At 42.2% G+C, this 23,541-nt stretch carries 22 protein-coding genes; 9 read left to right on the top strand and 13 right to left on the bottom strand.

Going from position 1 to position 23,541, the window contains the following annotated elements:
* Positions 1-5: 5 nt before the first annotated feature.
* On the bottom strand, positions 6-236 hold the full coding sequence (locus BFP97_RS10130) for a hypothetical protein (RefSeq protein WP_069842304.1): 231 nt from the start codon (positions 234-236) through the stop codon (positions 6-8).
* Positions 237-347: 111 nt separating this feature from the next.
* Between BFP97_RS10130 and BFP97_RS10135 the strand changes: the two genes are divergently transcribed.
* Entirely contained in the window at positions 348-2,570 is a 2,223-nt protein-coding gene (locus BFP97_RS10135; protein ID WP_221406599.1) for a DUF5916 domain-containing protein, read from the top strand.
* Here BFP97_RS10135 and BFP97_RS10140 read toward each other — a convergent pair.
* Entirely contained in the window at positions 2,567-2,968 is a 402-nt protein-coding gene (locus BFP97_RS10140; protein WP_069842305.1) for an OsmC family protein, read from the bottom strand. The two genes, BFP97_RS10135 and BFP97_RS10140, sit on opposite strands and share 4 nt — an antisense overlap.
* A gap of 107 nt (positions 2,969-3,075) precedes the next feature.
* On the opposite strand from BFP97_RS10140, the gene BFP97_RS10145 reads away from it, so the two are divergent.
* Positions 3,076-4,092, top strand: a complete 1,017-nt coding sequence (locus BFP97_RS10145) for a VWA domain-containing protein (RefSeq protein WP_069842306.1) — start codon at positions 3,076-3,078, stop codon at positions 4,090-4,092.
* A 48-nt stretch (positions 4,093-4,140) separates the two neighbouring features.
* Positions 4,141-4,893, top strand: a complete 753-nt coding sequence (locus tag BFP97_RS10150; RefSeq protein WP_069842307.1) for a DUF5995 family protein — start codon at positions 4,141-4,143, stop codon at positions 4,891-4,893.
* Between the two features lie 2 nt (positions 4,894-4,895).
* Here BFP97_RS10150 and BFP97_RS10155 read toward each other — a convergent pair whose 3' ends face one another.
* The 6 genes from BFP97_RS10155 to BFP97_RS10180 all read right to left on the bottom strand — a co-directional run bounded on the left by BFP97_RS10155 (position 4,896) and on the right by BFP97_RS10180 (position 9,889).
* Complete coding sequence (locus BFP97_RS10155; RefSeq protein WP_069842308.1) at positions 4,896-5,504, bottom strand: DUF1684 domain-containing protein; 609 nt, start codon at positions 5,502-5,504, stop codon at positions 4,896-4,898.
* A 5-nt stretch (positions 5,505-5,509) separates the two neighbouring features.
* On the bottom strand, positions 5,510-6,034 hold the full coding sequence (locus BFP97_RS10160; RefSeq protein ID WP_069842309.1) for a DUF4199 domain-containing protein: 525 nt from the start codon (positions 6,032-6,034) through the stop codon (positions 5,510-5,512).
* Positions 6,035-6,134: 100 nt separating this feature from the next.
* The gene (locus BFP97_RS10165) at positions 6,135-6,557 is read right to left on the bottom strand and encodes a response regulator transcription factor (RefSeq protein WP_069842310.1); all 423 of its coding nucleotides are present in this window, start codon (positions 6,555-6,557) and stop codon (positions 6,135-6,137) included.
* 69 nt (positions 6,558-6,626) lie between these two features.
* Positions 6,627-7,880: an RNA polymerase sigma factor gene (locus BFP97_RS10170; RefSeq protein ID WP_170827447.1), complete on the bottom strand. Its 1,254-nt coding sequence runs from the start codon at positions 7,878-7,880 to the stop codon at positions 6,627-6,629.
* Between the two features lie 81 nt (positions 7,881-7,961).
* Positions 7,962-8,315, bottom strand: a complete 354-nt coding sequence (locus BFP97_RS10175) for a YciI family protein (RefSeq protein ID WP_069842312.1) — start codon at positions 8,313-8,315, stop codon at positions 7,962-7,964.
* Positions 8,316-8,416: 101 nt separating this feature from the next.
* Positions 8,417-9,889: a PLP-dependent aminotransferase family protein gene (locus BFP97_RS10180; protein WP_069842313.1), complete on the bottom strand. Its 1,473-nt coding sequence runs from the start codon at positions 9,887-9,889 to the stop codon at positions 8,417-8,419.
* Positions 9,890-9,970: 81 nt separating this feature from the next.
* Between BFP97_RS10180 and BFP97_RS10185 the strand changes: the two genes are divergently transcribed.
* Both BFP97_RS10185 and BFP97_RS10190 read left to right on the top strand, forming a co-directional pair.
* A complete protein-coding gene (locus tag BFP97_RS10185; protein ID WP_069842314.1) occupies positions 9,971-10,645 on the top strand; it encodes a pyridoxamine 5'-phosphate oxidase family protein in 675 nt (224 codons plus the stop codon).
* Positions 10,646-10,711: 66 nt separating this feature from the next.
* The gene (locus BFP97_RS10190; protein WP_069842315.1) at positions 10,712-11,869 is read left to right on the top strand and encodes a class I SAM-dependent methyltransferase; all 1,158 of its coding nucleotides are present in this window, start codon (positions 10,712-10,714) and stop codon (positions 11,867-11,869) included.
* Between the two features lie 574 nt (positions 11,870-12,443).
* On the opposite strand, the gene BFP97_RS10200 is transcribed toward BFP97_RS10190, so the two are convergent.
* A complete protein-coding gene (locus BFP97_RS10200) occupies positions 12,444-15,824 on the bottom strand; it encodes a methylmalonyl-CoA mutase family protein (protein WP_069842317.1) in 3,381 nt (1,126 codons plus the stop codon).
* 116 nt (positions 15,825-15,940) lie between these two features.
* Between BFP97_RS10200 and BFP97_RS10205 the strand changes: the two genes are divergently transcribed.
* Positions 15,941-16,696, top strand: a complete 756-nt coding sequence (locus tag BFP97_RS10205) for a hypothetical protein (RefSeq protein WP_139135259.1) — start codon at positions 15,941-15,943, stop codon at positions 16,694-16,696.
* A 32-nt stretch (positions 16,697-16,728) separates the two neighbouring features.
* Here the strand turns inward: BFP97_RS10205 and BFP97_RS10210 are convergent, their stop codons facing one another.
* Complete coding sequence (locus BFP97_RS10210) at positions 16,729-18,927, bottom strand: patatin-like phospholipase family protein (protein ID WP_083262508.1); 2,199 nt, start codon at positions 18,925-18,927, stop codon at positions 16,729-16,731.
* A complete protein-coding gene (locus BFP97_RS10215) occupies positions 18,924-20,093 on the bottom strand; it encodes a class I SAM-dependent RNA methyltransferase (RefSeq protein ID WP_069842319.1) in 1,170 nt (389 codons plus the stop codon). The genes BFP97_RS10210 and BFP97_RS10215 overlap by 4 nt, the downstream gene beginning before the upstream one ends.
* Before the next feature lie 112 nt (positions 20,094-20,205).
* Between BFP97_RS10215 and BFP97_RS10220 the strand changes: the two genes are divergently transcribed.
* On the top strand, positions 20,206-20,709 hold the full coding sequence (locus BFP97_RS10220; RefSeq protein ID WP_069842320.1) for a DUF4494 domain-containing protein: 504 nt from the start codon (positions 20,206-20,208) through the stop codon (positions 20,707-20,709).
* Positions 20,693-20,953 carry a hypothetical protein gene (locus BFP97_RS10225; protein ID WP_069842321.1) on the top strand — a complete coding sequence of 87 codons (261 nt, stop codon included), beginning with the start codon at positions 20,693-20,695 and terminating at the stop codon, positions 20,951-20,953. The genes BFP97_RS10220 and BFP97_RS10225 overlap by 17 nt, the downstream gene beginning before the upstream one ends.
* Before the next feature lie 50 nt (positions 20,954-21,003).
* Here BFP97_RS10225 and BFP97_RS10230 read toward each other — a convergent pair whose 3' ends face one another.
* Positions 21,004-21,378 (bottom strand): hypothetical protein, encoded by a 375-nt coding sequence (locus tag BFP97_RS10230; RefSeq protein WP_069842322.1) that lies wholly within the window; start codon positions 21,376-21,378, stop codon positions 21,004-21,006.
* Entirely contained in the window at positions 21,371-21,946 is a 576-nt protein-coding gene (locus BFP97_RS10235) for an RNA polymerase sigma factor (protein WP_069842323.1), read from the bottom strand. Before BFP97_RS10235 ends, BFP97_RS10230 begins: the two co-directional genes overlap by 8 nt.
* A 134-nt stretch (positions 21,947-22,080) precedes the next feature.
* On the opposite strand from BFP97_RS10235, the gene BFP97_RS10240 reads away from it, so the two are divergent.
* Complete coding sequence (locus tag BFP97_RS10240) at positions 22,081-23,469, top strand: HTTM domain-containing protein (RefSeq protein WP_083262509.1); 1,389 nt, start codon at positions 22,081-22,083, stop codon at positions 23,467-23,469.
* The last annotated feature ends 72 nt before the right edge of the window (positions 23,470-23,541 follow it).

Consider the following 23,541-nt stretch of genomic DNA (forward strand, 5'->3'; position numbering starts at 1 on the left):
AATTTCTAATTCATGGCACTTCTCAGCGAAAGAGCCATATCATCGAATCTTTTGATGGCTTCGCTCAAAAATTTTTCACTTAAGATGTCGTCAAGCTCTTCTTCTAAAACATCCAATTCACTCACCTTAAAGGTTTGCTCAAATGGTCCGTTTTCGAGTTTAATCAAGTATTTTCCATTCCAGGAAAAAACTGTGACCTTGCAGGGTAAGCCCGACACTTCCTTAACGATTCTCATGAATATTAGATTTTTCCGAAATATAGCAGACTTAAGTCACAACTACCGCCCGTCACAAAGCCGTCACACTCTTTTGCGAAAATTATAAATACAATTATTGTTGCGAGGTAAATGCGAAGTATCAAGCTCATTCTTCTTACACTGGCATTGTTCGCTGGTTTCAATACACTGGCTCAAGACAGAAAGCAAGTCAAAATCGCAAGGGTTCAAGATGAGATCATTATAGACGGCCTTCTTGATGAGGTAACCTGGAAGAATGCTGATTTGGCCGATGATTTCCAACAAAACTTTCCCACGGATGGAATTAAGGCCAATGCCATCACTGAAATGAAATTCAGTTACGATGATAAGTTCATCTATATAGGCGCCAAACTGTACAATACAGGACCTTCAAAATATGTGACCCCATCCTTAAGAAGAGATTTCAGAGGTGGTGGTAATGATATGTTCATCGTCCACTTTGACACTTTCGATGACAAAACCAACGCTTTCCAATTTGGAATTAACCCCTTTGGGGTAAGAAGAGAAGGCCTTGTTTCTAATGGTGGTGGAAGCCGTGGAGACTTGTCCTTGGATTGGGAGAACAAATGGTTCGGTGAAGCTACCCAGCATGATGGTTACTGGATGGTAGAAATGGCGATTCCTTTTAAAAGTATCCGATTCAAAGAAGGTGGCACCATCTGGAACATCAACTCTTACCGCATAGACAGTAACACAGGCGAACGATCTACCTGGAATCCTATACCACGGAATTTCGTGTTGTACTCCTTGGCACATACGGGGCAATTGGTTTGGGACAAACCGCTGGATAATCCCGGTGCCAACATAGCGGTGATTCCCTATGCTTCGGCTAATATGGCGGGAAGTGGTGGTTATACCCCTTCCGGGGAAACTGATGAACTCCCCAGAACCTCAGAGTCATCGGGAAACTTTGGCTTCGATGCCAAGATAGGTGTTGGCCCAGCCTTAAATTTGGATTTGACGGTCAATCCTGACTTTTCTCAAGTAGAAGTCGATCGGCAAGTCACTAACCTCGATCGGTTCGAGATATTCTTTCCTGAGCGAAGACAATTCTTTCTTGAGAATGCAGATCTCTTCGGACAGTTTGGTCAAGACGGGCTAAGGCCGTTCTTCTCAAGAAGGATTGGTGTTTCCAGAGACGAATCCACCGGGCAAAACATTCAGAATAAAATCAATTTTGGAGCTCGACTAAGTGGAAAGCTGAATAATAACTGGAGAATTGGGGTGCTCAATATGCAGGCCGATGAGGAAAGAGATATTAACCTTCCTCAAATCAACTACACAGTCGCTGCCCTTCAACGAAAAGTCTTCAGCCGATCGAATATTGGGTTTATCCTGATCAACAAACAAGACTTAAGGAACGAGAATGGCACTAACTTCGATCAGTTTAATAGAGTCATTGGTGTTGACTACAACCTGGCATCATCTGACAATGTGTGGAATGGAAAGATATTCTACCACCGATCGTTTGATAAGCAAAGACTTGATGATAGTTATGCTACAGCCGCCAGTTTGGCCTACTCAACCATTGACTGGAGAATTCAAAGCAGGGTTCAAAAGGTTGGAGACAACTATAATCCTGAAGTGGGGTTTGCCAGGCGCAGTGGTTATGAATTTGCCAGTTTAGAAGTAAGAAAAAACTTCTACCCAGAAAAGGGCCCTTTCCAACAGTTCAACCCGCTCGTTTCCTTTGAGACCTTTCAAAATGATGCAAACGGCACAACGGATTCAGAACTGCGATTAGGCGTAGATACTCAATTGAAGAATACTGGCAGGTTCAATGCAAGCTTGGTTAGAAACTTTATCTACCTCTTTGGTGACTTTGATCCTACGCGTGAAGGTAACCTGGAGCTGCCTGAAGGTAGCGAATACACCTTCACGAACTTTGAGGCGAGTTATAACTCAGATACGCGTCAATTCTTCTTTTATACGCTCAGGACAAGTGCGGGGCAATATTTCAATGGCAATCGATACAGCCTTGGGGGTAACATCAACTATCGCTTTCAACCCTACGGCTTAGTGAGTCTTGATTTCAATTACAACAACATCAGGTTGCCTGATCCCTATGGAGATGCAGACATTTTTCTGATTGGCCCGCGATTCGATATCACTTTCAACAAATCACTATTCTGGACCACTTTTATTCAGTATAACAGTCAAATTGATAATATAAATATCAACTCTCGTCTTCAGTGGAGATTCAAACCTGTATCGGACCTTTTCATTGCCTACACAGACAATTACTTCCCCGGAGACTTTGTCAATAAAAACAGGGCCTTGGTAATAAAGATGACCTATTGGCTCAACCTCTAGCGATTGATCGTGAATTTATGATCCATCTCAGCACTTAAGGTACCTGCCACTGAGCAATATTTTGTGGCCGCGAGATGTCCTAATTTTTCAAATTCTTCCTGCGTAGCATCTGGTGAATCAAGGACGAAATGGAGCGTGATATGGGTAAACCCTCTGGGGTGTTCATCTCTTCTAACTCCCTCTGCTTCAACAGTCAAATTATTCACCGTCTTCTTTCTTTTCTTCAACATCTGAACCAAATCTACGGATGCGCAACCGGCCAATGCAGATAAGACGAGCTCAGTTGGTGATTGTGCTTCTTTTTCTTCTGGTGGGCGCATATCAATCTGAACTTTATTGCCATTTTCATTAACTGCTTCGAATTGATAATCTCCTAGTAACGTGGTAGTTGTCTTCATATTGTCATTAAGTAAAGCAGACTCAAATTTAGTCGAATTAAATGGCTAACTGTACAATATGAAAATAAGTTTCAAGGTTTTAGCGGTGAACTCAAAACCTAAGAACCATGCAACAATCAAAATTCATTTTATTCCTTTCGGTCTTACTATTGGGACTCGTCACCTCCTGTGGCAGTGATGATGCTGAGAATGTCAGCTTGGCTGTCACCATCGAAGATCAATTCGTGAACTTACCTTCCAATGTGTCGGTATTTTTTAGAGTCGAAGACGGAGCCGGTAATGGTGTAGCAGGCCTCACAGAAGATGATTTCATTATCTATGAAAACGGTTCTGTCATCTCAGAATTTGAGGCCACAAGAAAGATTCAGCCGAATGAGCAAGTGTTCGACTACCACATCACATTGATGCTTGATCTCAGTGGTAGTGTACTCGCCAGTGAGAACCTGGCTGGCCTTAAACAGGCGGCCAAAAGCTTTATTGATGAGGTGGTTCCATCAAGTGAAGAACCTTCTGCTCAAGCCATTAAAATGGATATCTGGTGGTTTGATGGAGCTGAGAATATAAAACAATTGCAGGCAGTTTCTACCAGTGCAGTAGAATTAAAAGCAGCGATTGACAACATTTCTCCACAGATGAGCTCAGACAACTCTACAAACCTCTATGGTGCTGTTATCCAAGGGTTGGAAGTAGCCAATCAAAAACTCACGCAAACGAGAAATTTGGATGAAATTGCCTCCAGTGCCTTGGTGATTTTTACCGATGGTACTGATCAGGCCAATCGGAACACCAAAGGTCAGGCACTCGGGGCGGTCGCCAATGCGGATAGAGACATTTCAATTTATACCATCGGCCTTGGGGGTGAGATTGATGAACAAGTGTTGAGAGAGGTAGGAAAAACAAGCTTTGTCTCGGCCGCCAATATTGGTGAGTTGTTAGACAGCTTTCGCGAAATCGGTGATCTGATTAATGGTCGTGCAAACAGTTACTATTTACTTGAGTATTGTTCACCAAAAAGATCGGGTAACAATCAATTGACGATAGAGGTGACCAAGGGAACGCTCGTTGGCCGAGCAAACACCTTGTTTGATGCCTCGGACTTCAATGGAAGCTGTACTTTGCAGTAGTTTAAATGTCGTGGGTATTCTCTATTTTCATAGGAGAATACCTACGACATGCAAGCACACACAATAGACGAAGTCATTTCTTTTTTGGACCAAATAGTCAAGGATGAAGTGGAAAAGGGATCGAAACTTGCCTACTTCCCTATTCTCTATAGAGAGGTCACAAAGGCAATCAAAGTAGCCATTAATAATAAAGAGTTTGAGGATAATCCTCGGATGGAAAGGCTCGATGTAGTTTTCGCTAATCGGTATTTAGAAGCCTACACCCAGTTTAAAGAAGGACAAAAACCAAGTACCTGTTGGGCCATCTCATTCAAACAGGGCCATAAGTTTTGGCCGATTGTCTTGCAACACCTTCTGTTGGGCATCAATGCGCATATCAATCTCGATTTGGGTATCGCTGCTGCTGAAGTAGCTGGTGATAACATTGAGGACCTCAAAGGAGACTTCAGCAAAATCAATGATATCCTTTCCTCTATGGTGGATGGGGTTCAAGCCAACATTGATAAGGTCTCTCCGATCATCGGCATTATGGATAGACTCGCTGGCAAATTAGATGAGCGCTTGGTTGATTTCAGCATTCAGTTGGCGCGAGATGGTGCCTGGGAATTCTCTTGTGCTTATGCCGATGCAGACATTGAAAACAAACAGTTACTATTCAAAAAACGCGATGCTTCAATTGCCTGGCTAGGAAAGGATATTGCGAAGCCGGGAATTCTTCTTGCCGGTATCGCTGGGTTTGTTAAAATCTTTGAATGGAAAAGGGTAAGCAGAGTAGCACCCGTACTGGAAGGGAAACCCTAGATCTAACTCCCTTTTATACCTGCCTCTATGGCAATGGGTAAATGATTTGGTTCAGGCACCATTGGACATTCGTATTTATCACTATAGGCACAGTAGGGGTTGTAAAGTTTATTGAAGTCAATCACCCATTCTGCCCCTTCCGGTATTCCTTCGTAATGCATATACCGTCCTCCACCATAAGTGGTGTCTCCTGTGGTCTTATCTACCAAGGGTAAGAAGACAATCGGCTTTTGGTTGGGAATTCTAAAACGCTGCACTTGTAAGTAAGCTTCAAGTGTGTAGGGTTTGCCTTTTAACTCAAAGTGCAAAATACCGATTCGCTTGTAGAGTTGGGTTCCTCCTTTGCTAGTACCTAAAGGGAATGGCCTATCATTCGGTGTTGCCTCAAACCTGGCATATACACGATATGCCTCATCTGCTTCGAAAAACTCATGTCCTTTGAATTCAACCCTCTCTTTAGGAGTCAGTGGGGATTTATCTGGATTAAGAAACTCAGCATTCTGCTCTTCCCTATACTGCGCTATTTCTTCTAAAAATGAATACTCCTGTGCCATAATAGGCTTCAGGAGCATCATAAATATCATAAAGCTAAATACCTTAAATCCGTTCATCCGTACTATGCTTCTGCCATCTTCTGCTTTGATTGTAAAACTAAGGCACTTATTACGCTTATTACCAAGCCAATTAGAAATACTGTCATGAACATAACAATTGTACCACCAATTGGGGTGTACATAAAACTGCCACTACCACTCATTAATGCTTCATACTTAGCCTCAAAAGCCGGTGTACCGACTTCCAAACCTTCGGCATAAGCCACATATTGTTCGTTGAAATCCGGCATGATCCAAGTAACGAAAACAAAGTTATATAAGCCCCAGGCGAGTCCTCCTATGGTTGACAGTGACAAACCTATCTTCATCGCTTCACCAAAACCGATCACTCCTTCGTTGATTTTATCTCTGTGATTTTTTACCGCAAAAAAGATCAAGGCCATGGCCACTATGATGGAAGAGTATCCAACAATCTCTCCAGCACTAAATGACTCTGGACCATTACCATAAACGAGACTGAAGAGTAATGGGATGCCCAGTAAAATGGTCAGTACATAGGGTGAGTAAATCTTAAGTATTCTTCTCATATCGAACTATTTTTTTGTTTACCCAAATCAACATGGAGACACCAAAATGAGTGTCATACTTAAGTACCAATCTACTAAATCGTACGAAAGTAGGAGTCAGTCAAACAATAACACGCCATTCCTTAGCTCGTATAACGGCTTGTGTTCTTCGCTTTACGTCCAACTTTACAAACAGGCTTGAAACGTGCGTTTTGATAGTACTTTCGGAGATAAAAAGCCTTTCTCCTATCTCTTGATTTGACAAGCCTTCAGAAATCAGTTGCAGCACTTCAAGCTCTCTTTCGCTAATACCCAGATCAATTATTTTTTGTGTGTCAACATCTAATGGAGCCGACACTGCGACAATCTTGTCCTTCTTCAAATTTCCTCCCAGGTAAATCCCCAATCCAATTAAGATTACTGCGGTAATACCGATAACAACATCTGCAGGAATTGAGGGCACGAACAAAGAGGCATTACTCAGCTGAAAAAGTATGAGTAGGGCAATAATTATCAAACCGAAGCGAAGGACGGTCTTAAGCATACTGCAATTAATTAATTTTGAAGATTATAACATACCGCAGAAATGAGAATCTTGACCGCGGACGAATAGCTATTTACCAATCCAATCTTGAAGCTTCTTTTCAAGAAACCTTCTCTCGGCTATGTTTTGAGCTTGTGCAATCGCCTTTTGAAGAAAGAATCTGGCCTGAGCCCAATTGCCTACGGCTGCATAAAGGTCTGCTTTGAGTGCATGAAAAGATTGGTTGCCTTTGATCTCTGACTCAATAGATTCCATCACCTCAAGTGCCTTGGCAGGACCTTCCACTTTGCTCAACACCACTACCCGGCTCATCTGCACCACTGGAATTGGCTTAATCTTTACCAACCGATTATATAAACCAAGAATGGTTTTCCAATTGGTGACTTCATAGGTTCTTGCTGTCGTATAATAGGCTGATATCGCAGCCTCTAGTTGATAGGCAGAGGTAGTCTCGTCCTTAGACGACTGTCTCAAAAAATCCCAACCCCATTTGATATACTCTTCATCGTAGAGCTTCCTGTTTTGATGCTCAAGCGTCAGTAAGTTTCCCTCGTCATCCATCCGAGCGGGAAAACGAGCCGCCTTGAACAGCATCATGGAAATGAGTGCCTTTAGTTCTCCTTTATCACAATTGGGTGCATTGGTCAAGAGAAAGCCCAGACGAATGGCTTCTTCACAAAGCTCGGTTTTAATGAGTTTATCACCCTCTGTGGCTTTATAACCTTCGTTAAAGAGTAAGTAAATAACCTGTAGTACTAAAGATAACCTAGATTCAATTTCATCATCACTCGGCACGCTGAGTTCACCGACTTCCACCTTAAATTTTTTCTTGGCCCTTGTGATTGCCTTTTTGGTGGCCTCCTCATTTTTTAAAAGCGCTCTTGCGATCTCCTTAATAGAAAGACCACATAGAAGTTTGAGACTCAGCATCAATTGCTCCACGGGTTTCATTGCGGGATGACAACAAGCAAAAATCATCCTTAACTGATCATCTACTATGGCTTTTTCCTCTGGCAATTCTAACTCTGTAGTTTCTTTATCTATGATGCTCGCTTCGTGATGCTCCCAATCGGCACTTTTATTGTCTTTTCTTAAGAAGTCAATCAGTTTGTTATTAGCCACACGGTACAACCATGCTGATGGATTTTCAGGCATTTCCTTATAAGACCATACCTTGGCTGCCTTATACAGCGCCTCCTGAACTGCATCTTCAATTTTATCAATAAGGTGTGATGAATAACGGTTGGCAAACAACGAAACCAGCCGACCATATTCATGCCTGAAAAGGTGATCAAGGGTATCGTTAACCGTGGTGTTAGACATAAGAAGTTTAAAAAGTATGCTTATTGATATTTTAAAAAAAGCCATTGAAGAATTCTCTTCAATGGCTTTGGTCATCAATGATTAATCAAATTCTAAAACATTGATCTCTCTGATTTCAATGTGACCATCCTTTGCTTGAAGAATTGGGCAACCCTTCGATATTTCCGTGGCTTCATCTAAAGAAGTGGCATTAATCATAAGATAACCTCCTACAATTTCTGCACCCTCAGCAAATGGACCATCGGTAACCACACTTCCGCCACCCGAAACTTGTTTTCCTTTCGCTTGCAATGGTTCACCATCAATTAGCTGGCCTTTCTCTGCTAGTCCTTGCATCCAAACTTGCCACTCACCCATATGGGCTTGAACTTCTTCTGGAGAAAGTGAAGCCATCATTTCGTCTCCACCTCTAAATAGGTATAAATACTTTTGCATCTTATTCTATGTTTTGAATTAAAAAATGGTTTAAAAAATCGCGATTCACCTTTAAGACGCTTCTTGATTCATAAAGGGACAAAATCTAAAATATATTTTGATTATCCCTCTATTTGCTCCAAAATTGACGATTTCAAGATATCTACAACATGCTGCTGTTCGTCAAAATCTAAGGAAGCGAACCCAAGTCGCATACCATTATGACCTAATCCAGACCGATCATAATTCAGGTAATCAGGAATATCGAGACCATTGGTCTTCGCACGTTCCGAAATCCTTGTCCAACTCAAGTCTTTCCTAAGAAGCACCCAAACGGCCATCCCTCCCTCTGGAATACTAAAGGTCATGTACTCACCCAGTTCTTGAGATAGAAGATTACAAAAGTGATCTCTCCTGGCATGGTAAAGCTTGAGTGCCTTACGACTATGTCGTTGCAAATCGCCCTGCATGATCATTTGAGCAATGGCACGTTCCATAACAGTATCTCCTTGCCGATCGATAATCCTTCTCAAGTGCCCGGCAGATGTTATAAAATCTTTAGGGGCCACCATATAACCCACACGAATTGCAGGTGCGACAATCTTACATAGCGCACCCATGTAAACCACATTGCCATGAGAAGCGATACTGATTAGTGGCAGCAAAGGCGCTCTTTGATAGTGAAAGTCATAATCATAGTCATCCTCTAAAATGGCAAACCCATACTTCTTTGAAAGCTCAACCAAGTGCATTCGCCTTTCCGCACTCATAGTAACAGTTGTTGGATGGTGGTGGTGAGAAGTTACGTAAACAGAGCTGATTTTCTGTTGCCTGCAAATTGCCTCAATTTCCTTTGTGACCAAGCCCTTTTCATCGACAGAAACCTTCATGATTTCTGCTCCAGCATGCTCCAATGTCAAACTAGCTGCGATATAATTGGTCTTCCCCACAATGGATATCCCACCATTTCGGTGTAATAATTGGCTTGATAAATACATCGCCATTTGACTACCGCGGGTAATTAAAATTTGGTCTACACTACATCTTAAGCCCCTGGTTTCTTGTAAATATTTGACCAGAGCCTCCCTAAGGGAAAGATCCCCATAAAAGGGACCATAGTTTAGATGCTTAGTATTATAACCTCTGGAAATGATCCCCCGATAATGTCTGAAGATCTCAGCGACCGGTGCGATTCTAACATCAGGAGTTCCCTCGTCTAGGGTCAATCCATCTACAAGTTTTGGTTCGGTTCTTTTTAGGTCGCCAATATCACCAAATTCGAAAGGCGCGTCTCTTGAGAACTCCCCTTCCTTAAAATCCCCTTCTGGTTTTACTTCGGGCAACTGATCACTGACAAAGGTCCCTTTTGACTGGATGGTTACAATCCAGCCCTGACTGATCAATTCATCATAAGCAGCGACAACCGTTTTCCTATGAATTTCTAAATCTGTTGCTAAACTACGACTGCCTGGAAGCTTCAGGCCACTTTCCAAAATCCCATTCTTCATAAGATGTATCAATGCATTGTTGATTTGCAGATAAATAGGAGTATCAGAAGACCGATCGATTTCTATCAGGTTTTTCAGTGCTATCATAGTGGACTACTTAATAATACCAAACTGGATTACAATGATAGTCCAATATTACGGCATATTTAGATTATTAAGATTACTGCTATGGCCGAATTTGCTAAGACATCATTGAATAAAATCGTCAGAGGTCCGAAAAGAGCTCACTATGATAAAAAGCTTGTATACGAGATCCTTGACTCTCATTTCATCTGCTACGTGCCCTATATCCATGCCAATACGTCTATTGTGATTCCTACTGGTTATGGCAGAAAGGGAGATCAAATCCTCTTGCATGGGTCTAACAAAAACAGGATGCTTCTCTCCCTTCTCGATCAAGAGTTGGCGAGTTTGACGGTGAGCCATATGGATGGCCTGGTATTGGCCCGGTCAGTCTTCCACCACTCCATCAACTATAGATCGGTAACTGTATTCGGGAAAGCCCACCTAGTGGAAGATGATGAGGCAAAAATGGAGGCTCTGGAGATCATTACTGAAAACATCATTCCTGGTCGTTGGGCCGAAGCGCGAATCCCCAATCAGAAAGAACTCAATGGCACTTTGGTAATCGCCATTGATATTGATGAAGCTTCGGCAAAAGTCAGAGACGTGGGAGCCAGTGATGAAGTAGCTGATCATGACTTAGATGTATGGGCCGGAGTGCTCGAAATAGATACCCTACCAGGTAAGGTAGTAAGAAACGATGATTGCAAACCAGGACTTGATGTACCTGAATCTGTCAAGAGTTTTACTTTCTCCAACCACAGTGTACAGCCCGAATGAGATAATTCGGACCAATTAAGTTCATAATCGGCATAAATGTATCTTTGCGGTATAGTGCAAAGCCTTATGTCCAACGAAACCCGATTACTTCAACATATTCAGTCTAGCATAGCAGATGATTCTTTTGTTCGGCTTACCCTGAGTAAGCCAACTGATCAAAAGGGTATCTTGAAGAAGGTGATCGTATCTCTTGCCAGCATTAAGAAGGAGACGCAGCTTTCATTTATCTATAGACATAAAACCAATGACATCACTAAAAACCAGCCCATCAAAGAAGGCCTGGTCACGATCGAAAGTCAGTTATCAGGAGAGTTCGAAATAGCCAACCTCTTTACTACTTCATCTGATTTTGCTTATGAGCGAAATGGCGGTAAATCTAGACTAAAGGAGAAGCCAGCGACTTTCAAAACGGCTCCAAATCGTGGGCATGACAAAGAAAAAAGACATCTGATTCAAGGGACTGATTACCTACAACTCTTGGGAGTCCTCGACAAAAACGGAAGGGTCTTAAAAGACAAAGGAGACAAGTTTAAGCAAATCAACAAGTTTGTTGAGGTGATAGAAAGTCTCTTGAAAAACCATGAATTGGCCTCAAGCAAAAAATCTATTCGTGTTGTAGACATGGGCTCAGGCAAGGGCTATTTGACTTTTGCCTTATATGACTACCTCGCGAACCAACTGAAATTGGATGCTTCCGTAGCGGGTGTTGAAGTTCGTCAAGACCTAATTGATAAATGTAATGGAATCGCTAAGTCAGTAGGCTTTGAACAACTCAACTTTGAACTGGGCTATATAGGTGACTACGCATTAGACAGCACCGATATGCTGATCGCCCTCCACGCTTGCGATACCGCCACTGACGATGCTATTGCTAAAGGCATGGCGGCCAATGCGGAGCTAATCATTTGTGCACCATGCTGTCATAAACAGGTGCGAAAGTCAATGACCGACAGTCAAGGACTAGATAGCCTCCTCCAACATGGAATTCTCAAAGAAAGACAGGCCGAAATTGTTACAGACGCGATTCGTGCCTTACTGATGGAATCTAAGGGATATAAGACCAAAGTCTTTGAGTTCATTTCTACGGAGCACACGGGTAAGAATTTGATGATTGTGGGTCAAAAGAGGAAGAAAACTGCCAATCCTCAACAATACTTAGACGAAGTTGAAAAGCTTAAGCAGCAATTTGGCATCAAGGAGCATTATCTTGAAAGCCTCCTCTAGCAAAAGGCCTATCCACCCAGAAGTTGCTAGTTTACTTTCTTGTAAGCGCTAACAGTTTCTTGTTCAACCAAAAAAAGGTACCTCTTGAAAAAGAAGTAGTAAAAACGAAATTCTTCATCCCACAGGGCAGTATAATTTTTCTCAGTGAAATAATCACACCCTTTCGGAGAAAGCTGGCACTTGGTCTTCGTGACTTCACCAGTCTTAAAATTGACTTTACTGACTGTTTTCCCTTTACTATTCTTGATATAGATTATATCAGATTCAGATTCAGAAAAGTAGGATTCCACTGAAGTAGTATGGCCCTTTGTTTTAAACATACTGATCCTCTCTAAGCTACTCAGTTTAAAGACTGTAAATGTTGTTGGCTTAAATCCATATCCTATTAAAACAACGTCTCGCTCATCATCGGCAAAAAAATAGAAGGGTATATCCTTACCCGGATAGTCTCTATCTACAACACCAATTTGTTCATAATCCTTATCTATTATTTGCCCATGACACAGGGAGCATACAAAAAGAAATAAGATCGAAAGAAACGTTGAATTCGACATACAGCGATCAAAACCTGTATTTACATATTACGCCTATACTGACCACCCACTTCAAAGAGTGCGCTAGTAATCTGTCCTAAAGAACAGTACTTACAAGCTTCCATCAGTTCTTCGAAGAGGTTTTCATTTTGGATTGCCGCGGTCTGAAGCCGCTTGATGATTTCTTCAGTCCTTGACGCGTTACCTTCATGAAGCTGGTTCAGCATCGTGATCTGATATTCTTTCTCTTCCTCCGTAGCACGAATCACTTCTTTTGGCAATACCGTTGGCGAGCCTTTTGAACTCAGGAAGGTGTTCACACCGATGATTGGGAATTCACCCGTATGCTTCAGGGTCTCATAGTAAAGCGACTCTTCCTGAATTTTGCTACGCTGGTACATGGTCTCCATGGCACCAAGCACACCACCTCTCTCGGTAATGCGATCAAATTCTACCAATACTGCCTCCTCTACAAGATCAGTCAACTCTTCGGTAATGAATGAACCCTGCATCGGATTCTCATTTTTAGCAAGTCCTAGCTCCTTGTTGATGATCAATTGAATCGCCATGGCTCTACGCACAGATTCTTCTGTAGGGGTAGTGATGGCTTCATCATAGGCGTTGGTATGCAATGAGTTACAGTTATCATAAATCGCATACAAGGCTTGAAGTGTAGTTCTGATATCGTTGAAATCAATTTCCTGGGCGTGAAGCGATCGGCCAGACGTCTGGATATGATATTTCAACATTTGAGCTCTTGGATTAGCCCCATATTTATGCTTTAGGGCTTTAGCCCAAATCCTTCTTGCCACGCGACCGATCACTGCGTATTCAGGATCGATACCGTTTGAGAAGAAGAAAGATAAGTTTGGTCCGAAGGCATTGATGTCCATTCCACGACTGAGGTAGTACTCAACATACGTAAAGCCATTGGCCAATGTAAAGGCCAACTGTGTAATTGGGTTAGCACCGGCCTCGGCAATATGATAGCCTGAAATAGAAACAGAATAGAAATTTCTTACCGATTGCTCAATAAAGTACTGCTGCACATCACCCATCAATCTCAAGGCAAACTCAGTAGAGAAAATACAAGTGTTTTGGGCTTGATCTTCTTTTAAAATATCAGCCTGAACAGTTCCTCTGACTACCGAAAGGGTTTTGGCCTTGATAGGCTCATAGACCTCTGCGGGAAGTACCTGATCTCCAGTAACACCCAAAAGCATCAAACCTAGACCATTGTTTCCTTCAGGAAGCTCCCCCTGATATTGAGGTCTGGCAACGCCTTTGTCCTCATAGATTTTTTTGATCTTGGCCTCAACTTCTTTCTCAAGACCGTTTTCCTTGATATAAACCTCACACTGCTGATCAATGGCGGCATTCATAAAGAAACCGAGCAGCATTGGCGCAGGACCATTGATGGTCATGGAAACCGAAGTGGTAGGATTTGAAAGGTCAAAGCCTGAGTAGAGTTTCTTAGCATCGTCCAAGCAGCAAATACTTACCCCTGCATTACCGATCTTGCCGTAAATGTCAGGTCGGTGATCCGGGTCATTTCCATAAAGTGTAACAGAGTCAAAAGCGGTGGAAAGCCTGGCAGCAGGCATGCCCAAACTCACATAGTGGAAACGCCTGTTCGTACGCTCTGGTCCACCTTCACCGGCAAACATTCTGGTAGGATCTTCTCCCTCTCTTTTGAAAGGATAAATACCAGCGGTATATGGGAATTCACCCGGAACATTTTCTTGCAAAGACCATCGCAATACATCACCCCAGCTTCTAAACTTTGGTAGTGAGACTTTCGGGATTTGCGTATGCGAGAGTGACTCAGAATGTGTCTGAATCTTGATCTCTTTGTCCCGAACTTTAAAGCTATAGACTGGGTCAGTATATTTCTTTTTCTTCTCTTCCCATTGCTCAATCAGCTGCCAATTGTGTGGATCGAAGTCGAGCTTAATTTTTTCGAAAGACTCCTGAAGCCCTTTGATCAAACGATCTTTGTCTTCAATCTCAGAGTTCTCTAGCGTCTCGATTGACTTATGAAGACCATATAGCTTATCTGCAATGTCTGCCTGAGAAAGTGCCTTACTATCATACGCGCGATTATTCTCAGAAATCTCTGACAGGTATCGAGTTCTTTTCGGTGGAATCACAAATATCTTTTCAGACATCTCATTCGTGATCTCGAAAGTAGAATTCAATTCCGTACCCGTACGCTCCACAACCTTGTCCATGATCACTTTATACAGCGAGTTCATGCCAGGGTCATTGAATTGAGAGGCTATAGTGCCAAACACAGGCATCTCATCTACATTGACGGTCCATAGCCCGTGGTTACGTTGGTACTGTTTCTTCACATCACGAAGGGCATCAAGTGCTCCACGTTTGTCAAATTTGTTCAAGGCAATTACATCAGCAAAATCGAGCATATCGATTTTCTCTAACTGGGTAGCGGCACCGTACTCTGGTGTCATCACATAAAGAGAAACATCTGAATGATCCAGAATTTCAGTATCGGATTGACCAATCCCTGAAGTCTCAAGAATGATCAAATCATACTGCGCTGCCTTCAATACCTGAACGGCTTCTCTGACATGCTTTGAAAGGGCCAGGTTAGACTGACGAGTAGCTAATGAGCGCATGTAAACACGTTCATTGTTAATTGAATTCATTCGAATTCTATCTCCTAATAGGGCCCCGCCTGTTTTTCTCTTCGAGGGATCGACCGAAACGATCGCAATGTTTTTGTCTTTAAAGTCGATCAAGAATCTTCTGACCAATTCATCCACCAAAGAAGACTTACCAGCGCCACCCGTACCTGTTATACCTAAAACAGGAGCTTCTACTTTGGTAGCCATTTCGTGCACCTGATCAAGGTGCGCCTTTGAAGCTTCAGGGAAATTTTCCGCAGCTGATATTACCCTGGCGATTGACTTCACATCCTTTTCTGCGATATGATTTACTTCGCCATTCAGGTTTTCGCCTGTAGCAAAGTCACATCGCTCTACCATATCATTGATCATACCTTGTAAACCCATTGCACGACCATCATCCGGAGAGTAAATTCGGGTCACCCCATATTCCATTAACTCTTTAATCTCTTCAGGAAGAATTACTCCTCCCCCTCCACCAAAGATGCGAATATGCTCAGCTCCCTTTTCTTTCAAAAGGTCATACATATATTTGAAGTACTCATTATGACCTCCCTGGTATGAGGTCATTGCAATGGCCTGTGCATCTTCCTGAATGGCTGTATTAACAACCTCCTCTACACTTCTATCATGCCCTAGATGGATCACTTCACAACCTGTGGATTGGATAATCCTTCGCATGATATTAATCGCTGCATCATGCCCATCAAACAATGAGGCTGCTGTAACGATTCTGATCTTGTTTTTAGGCTTATATGGCGCTACGTCTTGCATATGGTTCACAGGTATAAACGGTCTGCAAATTTAGGCAAAAAGAATGGTTTTCCTAACACTTGTTAGGCATGGTTATTTTAAGAGAAAACAGTATATTTAGTCATAATACACACAATATGCGATCGCTTATAAGCTCCTACACCGGAATGGAAACTTCCATATCCAATGAGAAATTGAGATCAATTGCAGGCGCACTTCTAAACAACCTTTATCTGGACCAGGAAGTACCAAAAGAAAAATTAGCTGAGCTCACTTTTGAATCAGAATTTCAAAGCCTTTTAGAACCACAAGAGAAACTTATTAAAATGTCTAAGAAAGAACATATAGATAGCTTTTTCAAAGATGGAACACTAAGACTAGGGACTTTCAAAGATTATCAAAAATCTGAAAATGAAGAGATTGGAGACAAGAGCGAAGGATGTCTCTTAGTAATCGGAAGAAACTCTAAAAGAACTGGCATAGCACACATTTCATCAGGCTTCAACAACTTTGTTTTCTGCTGCTTCGATGGTGAAGCAGACCAAACACTGGTAGGTAAATTTGATTATGATGACTACTTTTTTATAGACAACCCCAATGGTTTCGCCCAAGCCATAGCCGACCGTTTACCTTGTCCAAATATTTATAGGTCTAGATGCGTTTATAGAAATGATAAGGTTTTGGTTGGCACGCCTCCACCAAATTTCAATTTCTATAAAATGTCTCATGAATTAAGGAATCTCGTGAACTGGGGCCAATATTTCATAAAGCCTGTCAGGTTTTCACATCAAAAAGAATATAGGTTCATATGGGAATTAGATGAGGACATAGATGAGCCTTTTCTAATGAAATGTCCGGAAGCCGTTGAATATTGTAGTAGGCCTGCTTACTAAAGAATTTTCAAGATCTGCAACAGTCTCTAACGCTATTCATTGGACTCTGAAAGGCTTCTGAGGATGTTTTGATTCTTTTTTTGATGAATGGCTCGGATGATATTCCTTTTTTCGATTTCAGTCAATCGCCAGCTCAATGAGGCCCTGTGCTCAAATGGGTTCTCTGTTCCATATTGAAATTCAACTCTGCGCAAGTGCTCCCCTAGAGCTGCCTTTGTTAATTCAAAAAATTGATCATTCTTAATGGTCTGCACCTTATCCCAACTGGAGTATGCAGATTGAATGGGTGAAAAGAACCTTTCGAGTACATTTTGACCTTCGACTGGGCCTAACTCTTCGTTTTTCTCAGAATCTCTTATCGACATCAATACAACCTCGCTGGTGTTTTCCAAAATCCAGTCTTTGAACACATTCAGAAAAATCAGCGCATCGACAACACCGTAGTTATCAGAAATGCCAGCATCCGCAATTTTGATTGGGGGACTTGTTGGTAAAGTGATCGTTGGGGTGATGTACGGGAAAGTGGCGCTCATTCGCAATGCGGTTAAAAAGCGTAGACTATCGGCCTGTTGTTCTTTTAATAATGAACGGAAATCTACTCCCTGAACAATGCTCTTCTCATTCGGTCGAAGATTGAGGAAACTCACGGGTTGTGGCGATATATAAAGTTTTCGACCGTCATTTGTAATCAAAGGACTCACCAGCAGCGCTGGAATGTCTCCAGAAAATTCTGCCTCACGATATGCCGATATGGGTCGATTCAACATTCCTCCCAAGTTCTCGCTTAGGTTATTTTCAAATTCATATCCTCGCTCCCGTTTGTAGCGCTGACCTCCGTATTTGAACTTTCTGGCTTTATAAAAAATATCATTGATCAGTAGTGAGAAGATGAGAGGATTCAACAACTCCTTTCCCATTTCCTCTGCGTGAACTTTATCTTGAGGATTCTTATTGCTCCAGAAAAGATCACGGTAAAAGGCGGCCCCAACCAAGCCTCCGGAAGCTCCTGAAATTAAGACCGTCTCATTCATCAGGTTTCCACTCAAGACAGAATCCACATGCTGCAATACATTCATGGTCCAAAGTGCCGATCGCTGACCACCACCACTCACGGCAATGAGCGTCATTCTTGGCTTTTCTTCTCCAGATTTAATTTTCCAATTTTCAAGCATCTGCAACCAATGCGCCTTCGATTTCTCTATCTCGGATTGACTACTGAGTTTTTCAATGGTCGCCAGCGAGTAATCCGCTTTTTCTACGGTGTAGTCCAAACCGTATGCCGGGTACTGATAACCCCAATTCAACTGACTGGAAAGGATATTAAACAAAAAGAACAAGGCGATTACTGCAGTTACAACCCAAGAACGTAGCCAGAAGCTGAAGGCCCCGGTTGCCATCACAATCATGGTGAACAGGAATATTCCCGAGGCTGCAGCAGGTATTTGGAAAATCGGGGATGACTGAAATATGCCCAGGAGAATTAGAATCACCAAAAGCAACAATTCAATGATAATCGCATTGCGCTGGTTTTGCTTGAAGATACCGAGGATCGCAATCCGATCATAATACTTCTCAAATCGTCTGGTTGAGTGATGTTTCAGTTTTAATGAAAAGTAATAGTCTACTTTCACTTTGGACTTACGCATTTTCCTCAACTGCCTAAAAGCGTTATATCTAGTCTTTTGAGAACGCTTTAATGGACGCTTTTCCTTATTGCGCATCACCTTTTGAATGTCTCGATTCGTTCGAGAGAAATAGACAAACAGAAAACTAAGCATAAAAATGACTCCAGAAAGCAGCCCTAAAATACCCATGGCAATCTGAGGACCTTCGTACAACTCTGCCGTGTCTTGAAAGACTATAATCCTCTGAATATAGAAAATCAAGAAGGCAATGGGAATCAACGAATTATTGAGGCAATAATGAGAAAAGGGTCTCGGTAAAGTGCCGAGAAAAGGAAACCGAAAGCCATCAAGTATATAACTGGTAATATTGAAAGCCATGGAAAAACCAGCTAGCGCCACGCCAATGATCAGAAAGCCCCAGAAACCAACTTCATCCATATAAATGGGATCTAAAAAAAGGAAGGGAATACCAAGTGCTTTACCAAAACGGCCATCTACAATCGAAAACAGTATAAACCAATAGAATAAAAGAAACTGATTGTGCTTGACATGCACTAAAAGCAGCTTGATTGGAAAGCTATTTAAGAAAGCCTTAAGTATTTTCAATCGCGAATTTTCTTTGTCCCTTGATAAAGTTCGTATTTCAATAATCTACATTCAATTCTTGCATTGAAGAAAGGAATTTTTGCTGATGTCCGCAGCCCAATCCTCTTAGCTAAGTTAAGATTACCTGTAAATACAAAACCGGTATATCCTTTACAACGCTGTTTAAAGAAGTCCCCTATGGCAGTGTATATTTCTTCCAAATCCTTGTCGGCTCCCAGTCTTTCCCCATACTCCGGATTCATCATTACCACACCTGGAGCTTCCGGAACTGGGGTTTCCCTAAAGTCACAAAGCTCGAAATCAATCAGGTGATCCACACCGGCCGTCTGCGCGTTCTGCTTGGCAGACCAAATGGCATTCTTACTCATGTCAGAAGCAATGATCTTAAAATTGGGAGAAGGCTTAATTTGAAGTCTGGCCAGCCTCTGATAACCTTCCCATGAATCTTTGTCATAACCCTTCAGGTGCATAAAGCCAAAGTTCTCCCTCAATAAACCAGGGGCTTTATTAATGGCCATGAGAGCCGCCTCAATGGCCAATGTGCCACTACCGCACATTGGATTGACAAAGTGACTTTCCTTATCCCAGTCGGAAGCTATAATGGTTGACGCAGCCAGAGATTCGATCATTGGCGCCTTAAATGGTATTCTTCTATAACCATGTTTGGAAATCGTATTGCCGGACGTATCGAAGTAGAGACGCACCTGATCTTCCTTCCAGTAGAGATGGATCACTACATGGTCACGGTTTGGGCCTGAGTCAGGACGCTTACCTGTTACTTCGATCAGGCGATCGGCAATGGCATCCTTAACTCTTACGTTTGCAAAACGATCGTCTTTGATGTGCTCATTTCTTACGAAAGAGGTCACAGAGAAATAGCTATCGTTATGCAGGTAGTTTTCCCATGGAATAGACTTAACCCTTTTGTACAGGTCATTGGCTGTATTCGCTCTAAACCTTTGTAATTGAAAAAGCACACGCCCAGCGGTCCTCAAGTACATATTGAGCCGAAGGCAGTCATCCATATAACCCGAAATCTCAACTTCAGATATGCTCTTACTGGTTACCTCATAATCGAGGGCTTCAACTTCTTTGGCCAACCATTCGCTTTGCTTGGGGAAGCAGGTGATAACGATGGCACTTTTATATGGAAATACACTACTCATTAAAGGCGAAATACGTCAGATCGTCAGTCATTCAAAAATAATCTAAGGCTTTTCGCTCAAAGCCTTTAAATGTCATGATTGAATTTTAACTTCGCAGTCCTAAATTACTGATATGCAAAACTGGTTTACTTGTAAGGTTAAATACCAAAAAGAAGACGAAAACGGCCGTGTTAAAAATGTAACTGAGACCTACTTGGCGGATGCCCTCTCTTTTACTGAAGCTGAAGCCAAAATCTATGAAGAAATTGGCCAACGTGTAATGGGTGAATTTCAGGTGACCAGTATAGCCAAAAGTAAAATCGTAGACGTTTTTGAATATCCAGGAGGCGATGTATTCTATCAGGCAAAAATCTCATACATGGTAGGTGATGCCGATAGTGGTAAAGAAAAGAAGGTAACCAACCTTATGATTGTTCATGCTGATGACATTAAAATGGCTTGGGAACGTATACACGAAAGCCTGAATAATATGCTAGTGACTTTTGTAGTGCCTGAGATCAAGGAATCTCCCGTCTTGGAGGTGTTTCATCATGTAAAATCAGATGAGGAGAGAATTCCTGATCACCTGACTCCAGTTGCCGAACTAGAAACCGAAGAAGATGAACAAGACATTTGATAACGTTTCGGCAAGCACTTTCACTTGCCTGGGTACAAAGTTGCAAGAACAAGGCCTTTCATTCGAGGGAACTTCAGGGTATCTAAGCAAAAACGGAATCTCTACCGATTATCACTTTGACGAAGCGGCCCAAACTCTTTCTATCACAAATCTCGAAGTAGGGTTTCCGGCCTCCCTTGTCGGCATGAATGCGGACAAGGTGATGGGAATTTTGGAGACAGCCATTAATGACTGTAGGGCCTAAAGGCAAAGAGACTAGTACCAGCTAGCCTCTTTTATACCGATCACCGATCATTAAATTAAGTCTTCGTCCTTTGTCAGGCTCTGCTCTAAGAGTGTCAGCCGCTGCTGTATTTCCAACAAATTGGCCGTTCTCAGCCGCATAAACCTCCCTATGGTCATAACTATGGCCACAATTAGACTGAACACCCCTAAGATGATAAGAAAAGGGACAAGGGTAGAAGTTACACTCTCGTATGAAATAACTCCCTTTTTATAAAGACTAATATGCCGGCTAAAGTCCATAAAGGTTAGCACCATAAACGCACAAACCACTAGGAGTGTAGTGGCCCAGGCAGCCGTGCTAATTCTACTTATCGACTTATCTTTTCGCTTCTCCCTCTCGATCATTTTCCAGACGGCATCATTACTTTTTTCAATTTCATTCATGACTTAATATTTTAGTTTCTAACAATTCTCTAATCTTCAATTTCCCATTATAAATTCTTGATTTAACGGTGCCCAGCGAACAACCCAGGATAAAGGCTATTTCCGTATAGTCCATTCCTTCGAAGAAGTTCAATACAATCACTTCCCTGAGTTTGGGAGATAAACCATCCAAGGAAAGCTTCAAAAGGTCGGACTTGTTAAAGTCTACCTCATCAAAAGGCATTTGCACTTCCAGCGGTTTATCGGGCTTCATGATTTCATGGAGCTCTCTCAACCTTTTGGAACTCTTGAAGTAATCGAGGGCCTTATTTCTCGCAACTTGAAACAGCCACGCCTTAAACCTTCTAGCATCTGCAAGGGTGGCTATCTGCCGGTAAACTTGCAGCCAAACTTCCTGATTCAAGTCTTGCGCTATTTCGGAGTCCGTTAAATTCTTCAAGAAGACCAATGTGCTTTGATTGAAGCGCTCGTACAGCTCTCCAAATGCTGGCTCATTTCCTGCTTGACACCTCAGTATGAGGAGTTTCAGCTTTAGGTCCGTTCTTCTTGATGCTTGACTTTCTGTCATCCTAAATTTCTCGCCCCTTAAGACGACTAAGAATTTTGATAGTTCAATTTGCAAGAAAGTTTTTGTAAGCCACCCTATAGTAGAAAGCCGGTAATGTTTGTGGTAGATTAATATATTTACTCATCCGAAACACTATGAATATTCTAAAAGGAGATCTCAATGAAATCTGGGGGAAAGAGAAGATCAAAAATCTTTTCGAACCCGTAGACATCTCTTCAATAGTAGTTTTCAGGATCGTTTTTGGAGCCATCATGCTCTGGGAAGTGACCCGATACTTCAGATATAATTGGATCTATAGGTATTGGGTCGAGCCAGAATTCAATTTCAGTTATGGGCCGTTTAATTTTCAACCCCTACCTGAACAATACATGTATGGTTTATGGTATGTTTTGGGTGTTTTAGCAGCCTTTATACTTATCGGTTTTCTGTATAGGATCAGCACAGTGCTGTTTTTCATACTCTTCTCCTACACCTTCCTGCTGGAGCAAGCACGTTACCTCAACCACTTCTATTTAGTCGTCATCATCAGTTTTGTTTTAATCTTCCTTCCGGCTCATCGCAACTTTTCTATAGACAGTCTAATTTTTAAGCGGATCAGGTCGGTTTTAATACCCAATTGGAGCCTTTGGCTCGTAAGGTTTACCATTGCCATTCCCTATTTCTTTGGTGGTGTTGCCAAAATTAATCCTGACTGGTTACGTGGCTATCCGCTTAGTAATTGGTTACTGTCGGATATGGACTTCCCTATCATTGGTCAGTTCTTTGATCAGCGATGGATGGTGTTATTTATGTCCTACTCTGGCTTGTTACTAGACTTATTAATTGTTCCAGCATTGCTTTTCAAGCGAACCCGACTAGCTGGCTTCATAATAATCTCTCTTTTTCATTTAATGAATGACCAACTCTTCAGCATTGGCATTTTTCCTTGGTTTATGATGCTAGCGACCACGGTCTTCTTTGCACCGGACTGGCCTAAGAAACTATTTTCCAAGTTTGGTCTTCAGCCAACCAGAAAATTGGAGACAAATAATTACACTTCTCCCAGGCCGATCGTGAGAAAAGTAGTGATTTCTGGTCTTGTACTTTTTGCAGCTGTACAGATACTAATGCCTTTCAGGCATTTGTTCATCCCCGGAAATGTCCACTGGACGGAAGAAGGACACCGATACGCCTGGCATATGAAACTGAGAGGGAAATCTGGCATCACCAGATTCTATATTGAGGAAGAAGGCTCAGGGGAAAGAATACAGATTCGCACCGATGGATTTATGGAAGATTGGCAAGCCAGTAAGATGGATGGTAAACCCTATATGATCTGGGAGTTTGCACAACATATCCAAAAAGAGTTCAGGCTTATGGGCTCAAATGTTAAAGTCTATGTGGATGCCTGGGCCTCACTGAATGGCCGCGCATATCAACAACTGATAGCCCCTAATTTTGACATTGCTGCAGTTCCCAAGCCTTGGTTTGGTAATGCCGATTGGATCCTACCGCTTACTACTCCACTCGAAAATCAAAGGTAAATAAGACCACCCCTGGGGCATAAGAGCTTGATTGAAAACCCATTACAATCACACCCTCAGTAAGGGAATATG

Origin of the sequence: Roseivirga sp. 4D4 (genome assembly GCF_001747095.1) — a bacterium.
In the GTDB taxonomy this organism is placed as follows: Bacteria; Bacteroidota; Bacteroidia; order Cytophagales; family Cyclobacteriaceae; genus Roseivirga.

Coding starts and splice junctions, on each gene's coding strand:
- BFP97_RS10215 (WP_069842319.1), bottom strand. CDS start 20,093: ATGAGTAGTGTATTTCCATATAAAAGTGCCATCGTTATCACCTGCTTC.
- BFP97_RS10225 (WP_069842321.1), top strand. CDS start 20,693: ATGAACAAGACATTTGATAACGTTTCGGCAAGCACTTTCACTTGCCTG.
- BFP97_RS10190 (WP_069842315.1), top strand. CDS start 10,712: ATGTCCAACGAAACCCGATTACTTCAACATATTCAGTCTAGCATAGCA.
- BFP97_RS10140 (WP_069842305.1), bottom strand. CDS start 2,968: ATGAAGACAACTACCACGTTACTAGGAGATTATCAATTCGAAGCAGTT.
- BFP97_RS10160 (WP_069842309.1), bottom strand. CDS start 6,034: ATGAGAAGAATACTTAAGATTTACTCACCCTATGTACTGACCATTTTA.
- BFP97_RS10135 (WP_221406599.1), top strand. CDS start 348: ATGCGAAGTATCAAGCTCATTCTTCTTACACTGGCATTGTTCGCTGGT.
- BFP97_RS10155 (WP_069842308.1), bottom strand. CDS start 5,504: ATGAACGGATTTAAGGTATTTAGCTTTATGATATTTATGATGCTCCTG.
- BFP97_RS10235 (WP_069842323.1), bottom strand. CDS start 21,946: ATGACAGAAAGTCAAGCATCAAGAAGAACGGACCTAAAGCTGAAACTC.
- BFP97_RS10205 (WP_139135259.1), top strand. CDS start 15,941: ATGCGATCGCTTATAAGCTCCTACACCGGAATGGAAACTTCCATATCC.
- BFP97_RS10175 (WP_069842312.1), bottom strand. CDS start 8,315: ATGCAAAAGTATTTATACCTATTTAGAGGTGGAGACGAAATGATGGCT.
- BFP97_RS10200 (WP_069842317.1), bottom strand. CDS start 15,824: ATGCAAGACGTAGCGCCATATAAGCCTAAAAACAAGATCAGAATCGTT.
- BFP97_RS10170 (WP_170827447.1), bottom strand. CDS start 7,880: ATGTCTAACACCACGGTTAACGATACCCTTGATCACCTTTTCAGGCAT.
- BFP97_RS10220 (WP_069842320.1), top strand. CDS start 20,206: ATGCAAAACTGGTTTACTTGTAAGGTTAAATACCAAAAAGAAGACGAA.
- BFP97_RS10240 (WP_083262509.1), top strand. CDS start 22,081: ATGAATATTCTAAAAGGAGATCTCAATGAAATCTGGGGGAAAGAGAAG.
- BFP97_RS10150 (WP_069842307.1), top strand. CDS start 4,141: ATGCAAGCACACACAATAGACGAAGTCATTTCTTTTTTGGACCAAATA.
- BFP97_RS10230 (WP_069842322.1), bottom strand. CDS start 21,378: ATGAATGAAATTGAAAAAAGTAATGATGCCGTCTGGAAAATGATCGAG.
- BFP97_RS10180 (WP_069842313.1), bottom strand. CDS start 9,889: ATGATAGCACTGAAAAACCTGATAGAAATCGATCGGTCTTCTGATACT.
- BFP97_RS10145 (WP_069842306.1), top strand. CDS start 3,076: ATGCAACAATCAAAATTCATTTTATTCCTTTCGGTCTTACTATTGGGA.
- BFP97_RS10130 (WP_069842304.1), bottom strand. CDS start 236: ATGAGAATCGTTAAGGAAGTGTCGGGCTTACCCTGCAAGGTCACAGTT.
- BFP97_RS10165 (WP_069842310.1), bottom strand. CDS start 6,557: ATGCTTAAGACCGTCCTTCGCTTCGGTTTGATAATTATTGCCCTACTC.
- BFP97_RS10185 (WP_069842314.1), top strand. CDS start 9,971: ATGGCCGAATTTGCTAAGACATCATTGAATAAAATCGTCAGAGGTCCG.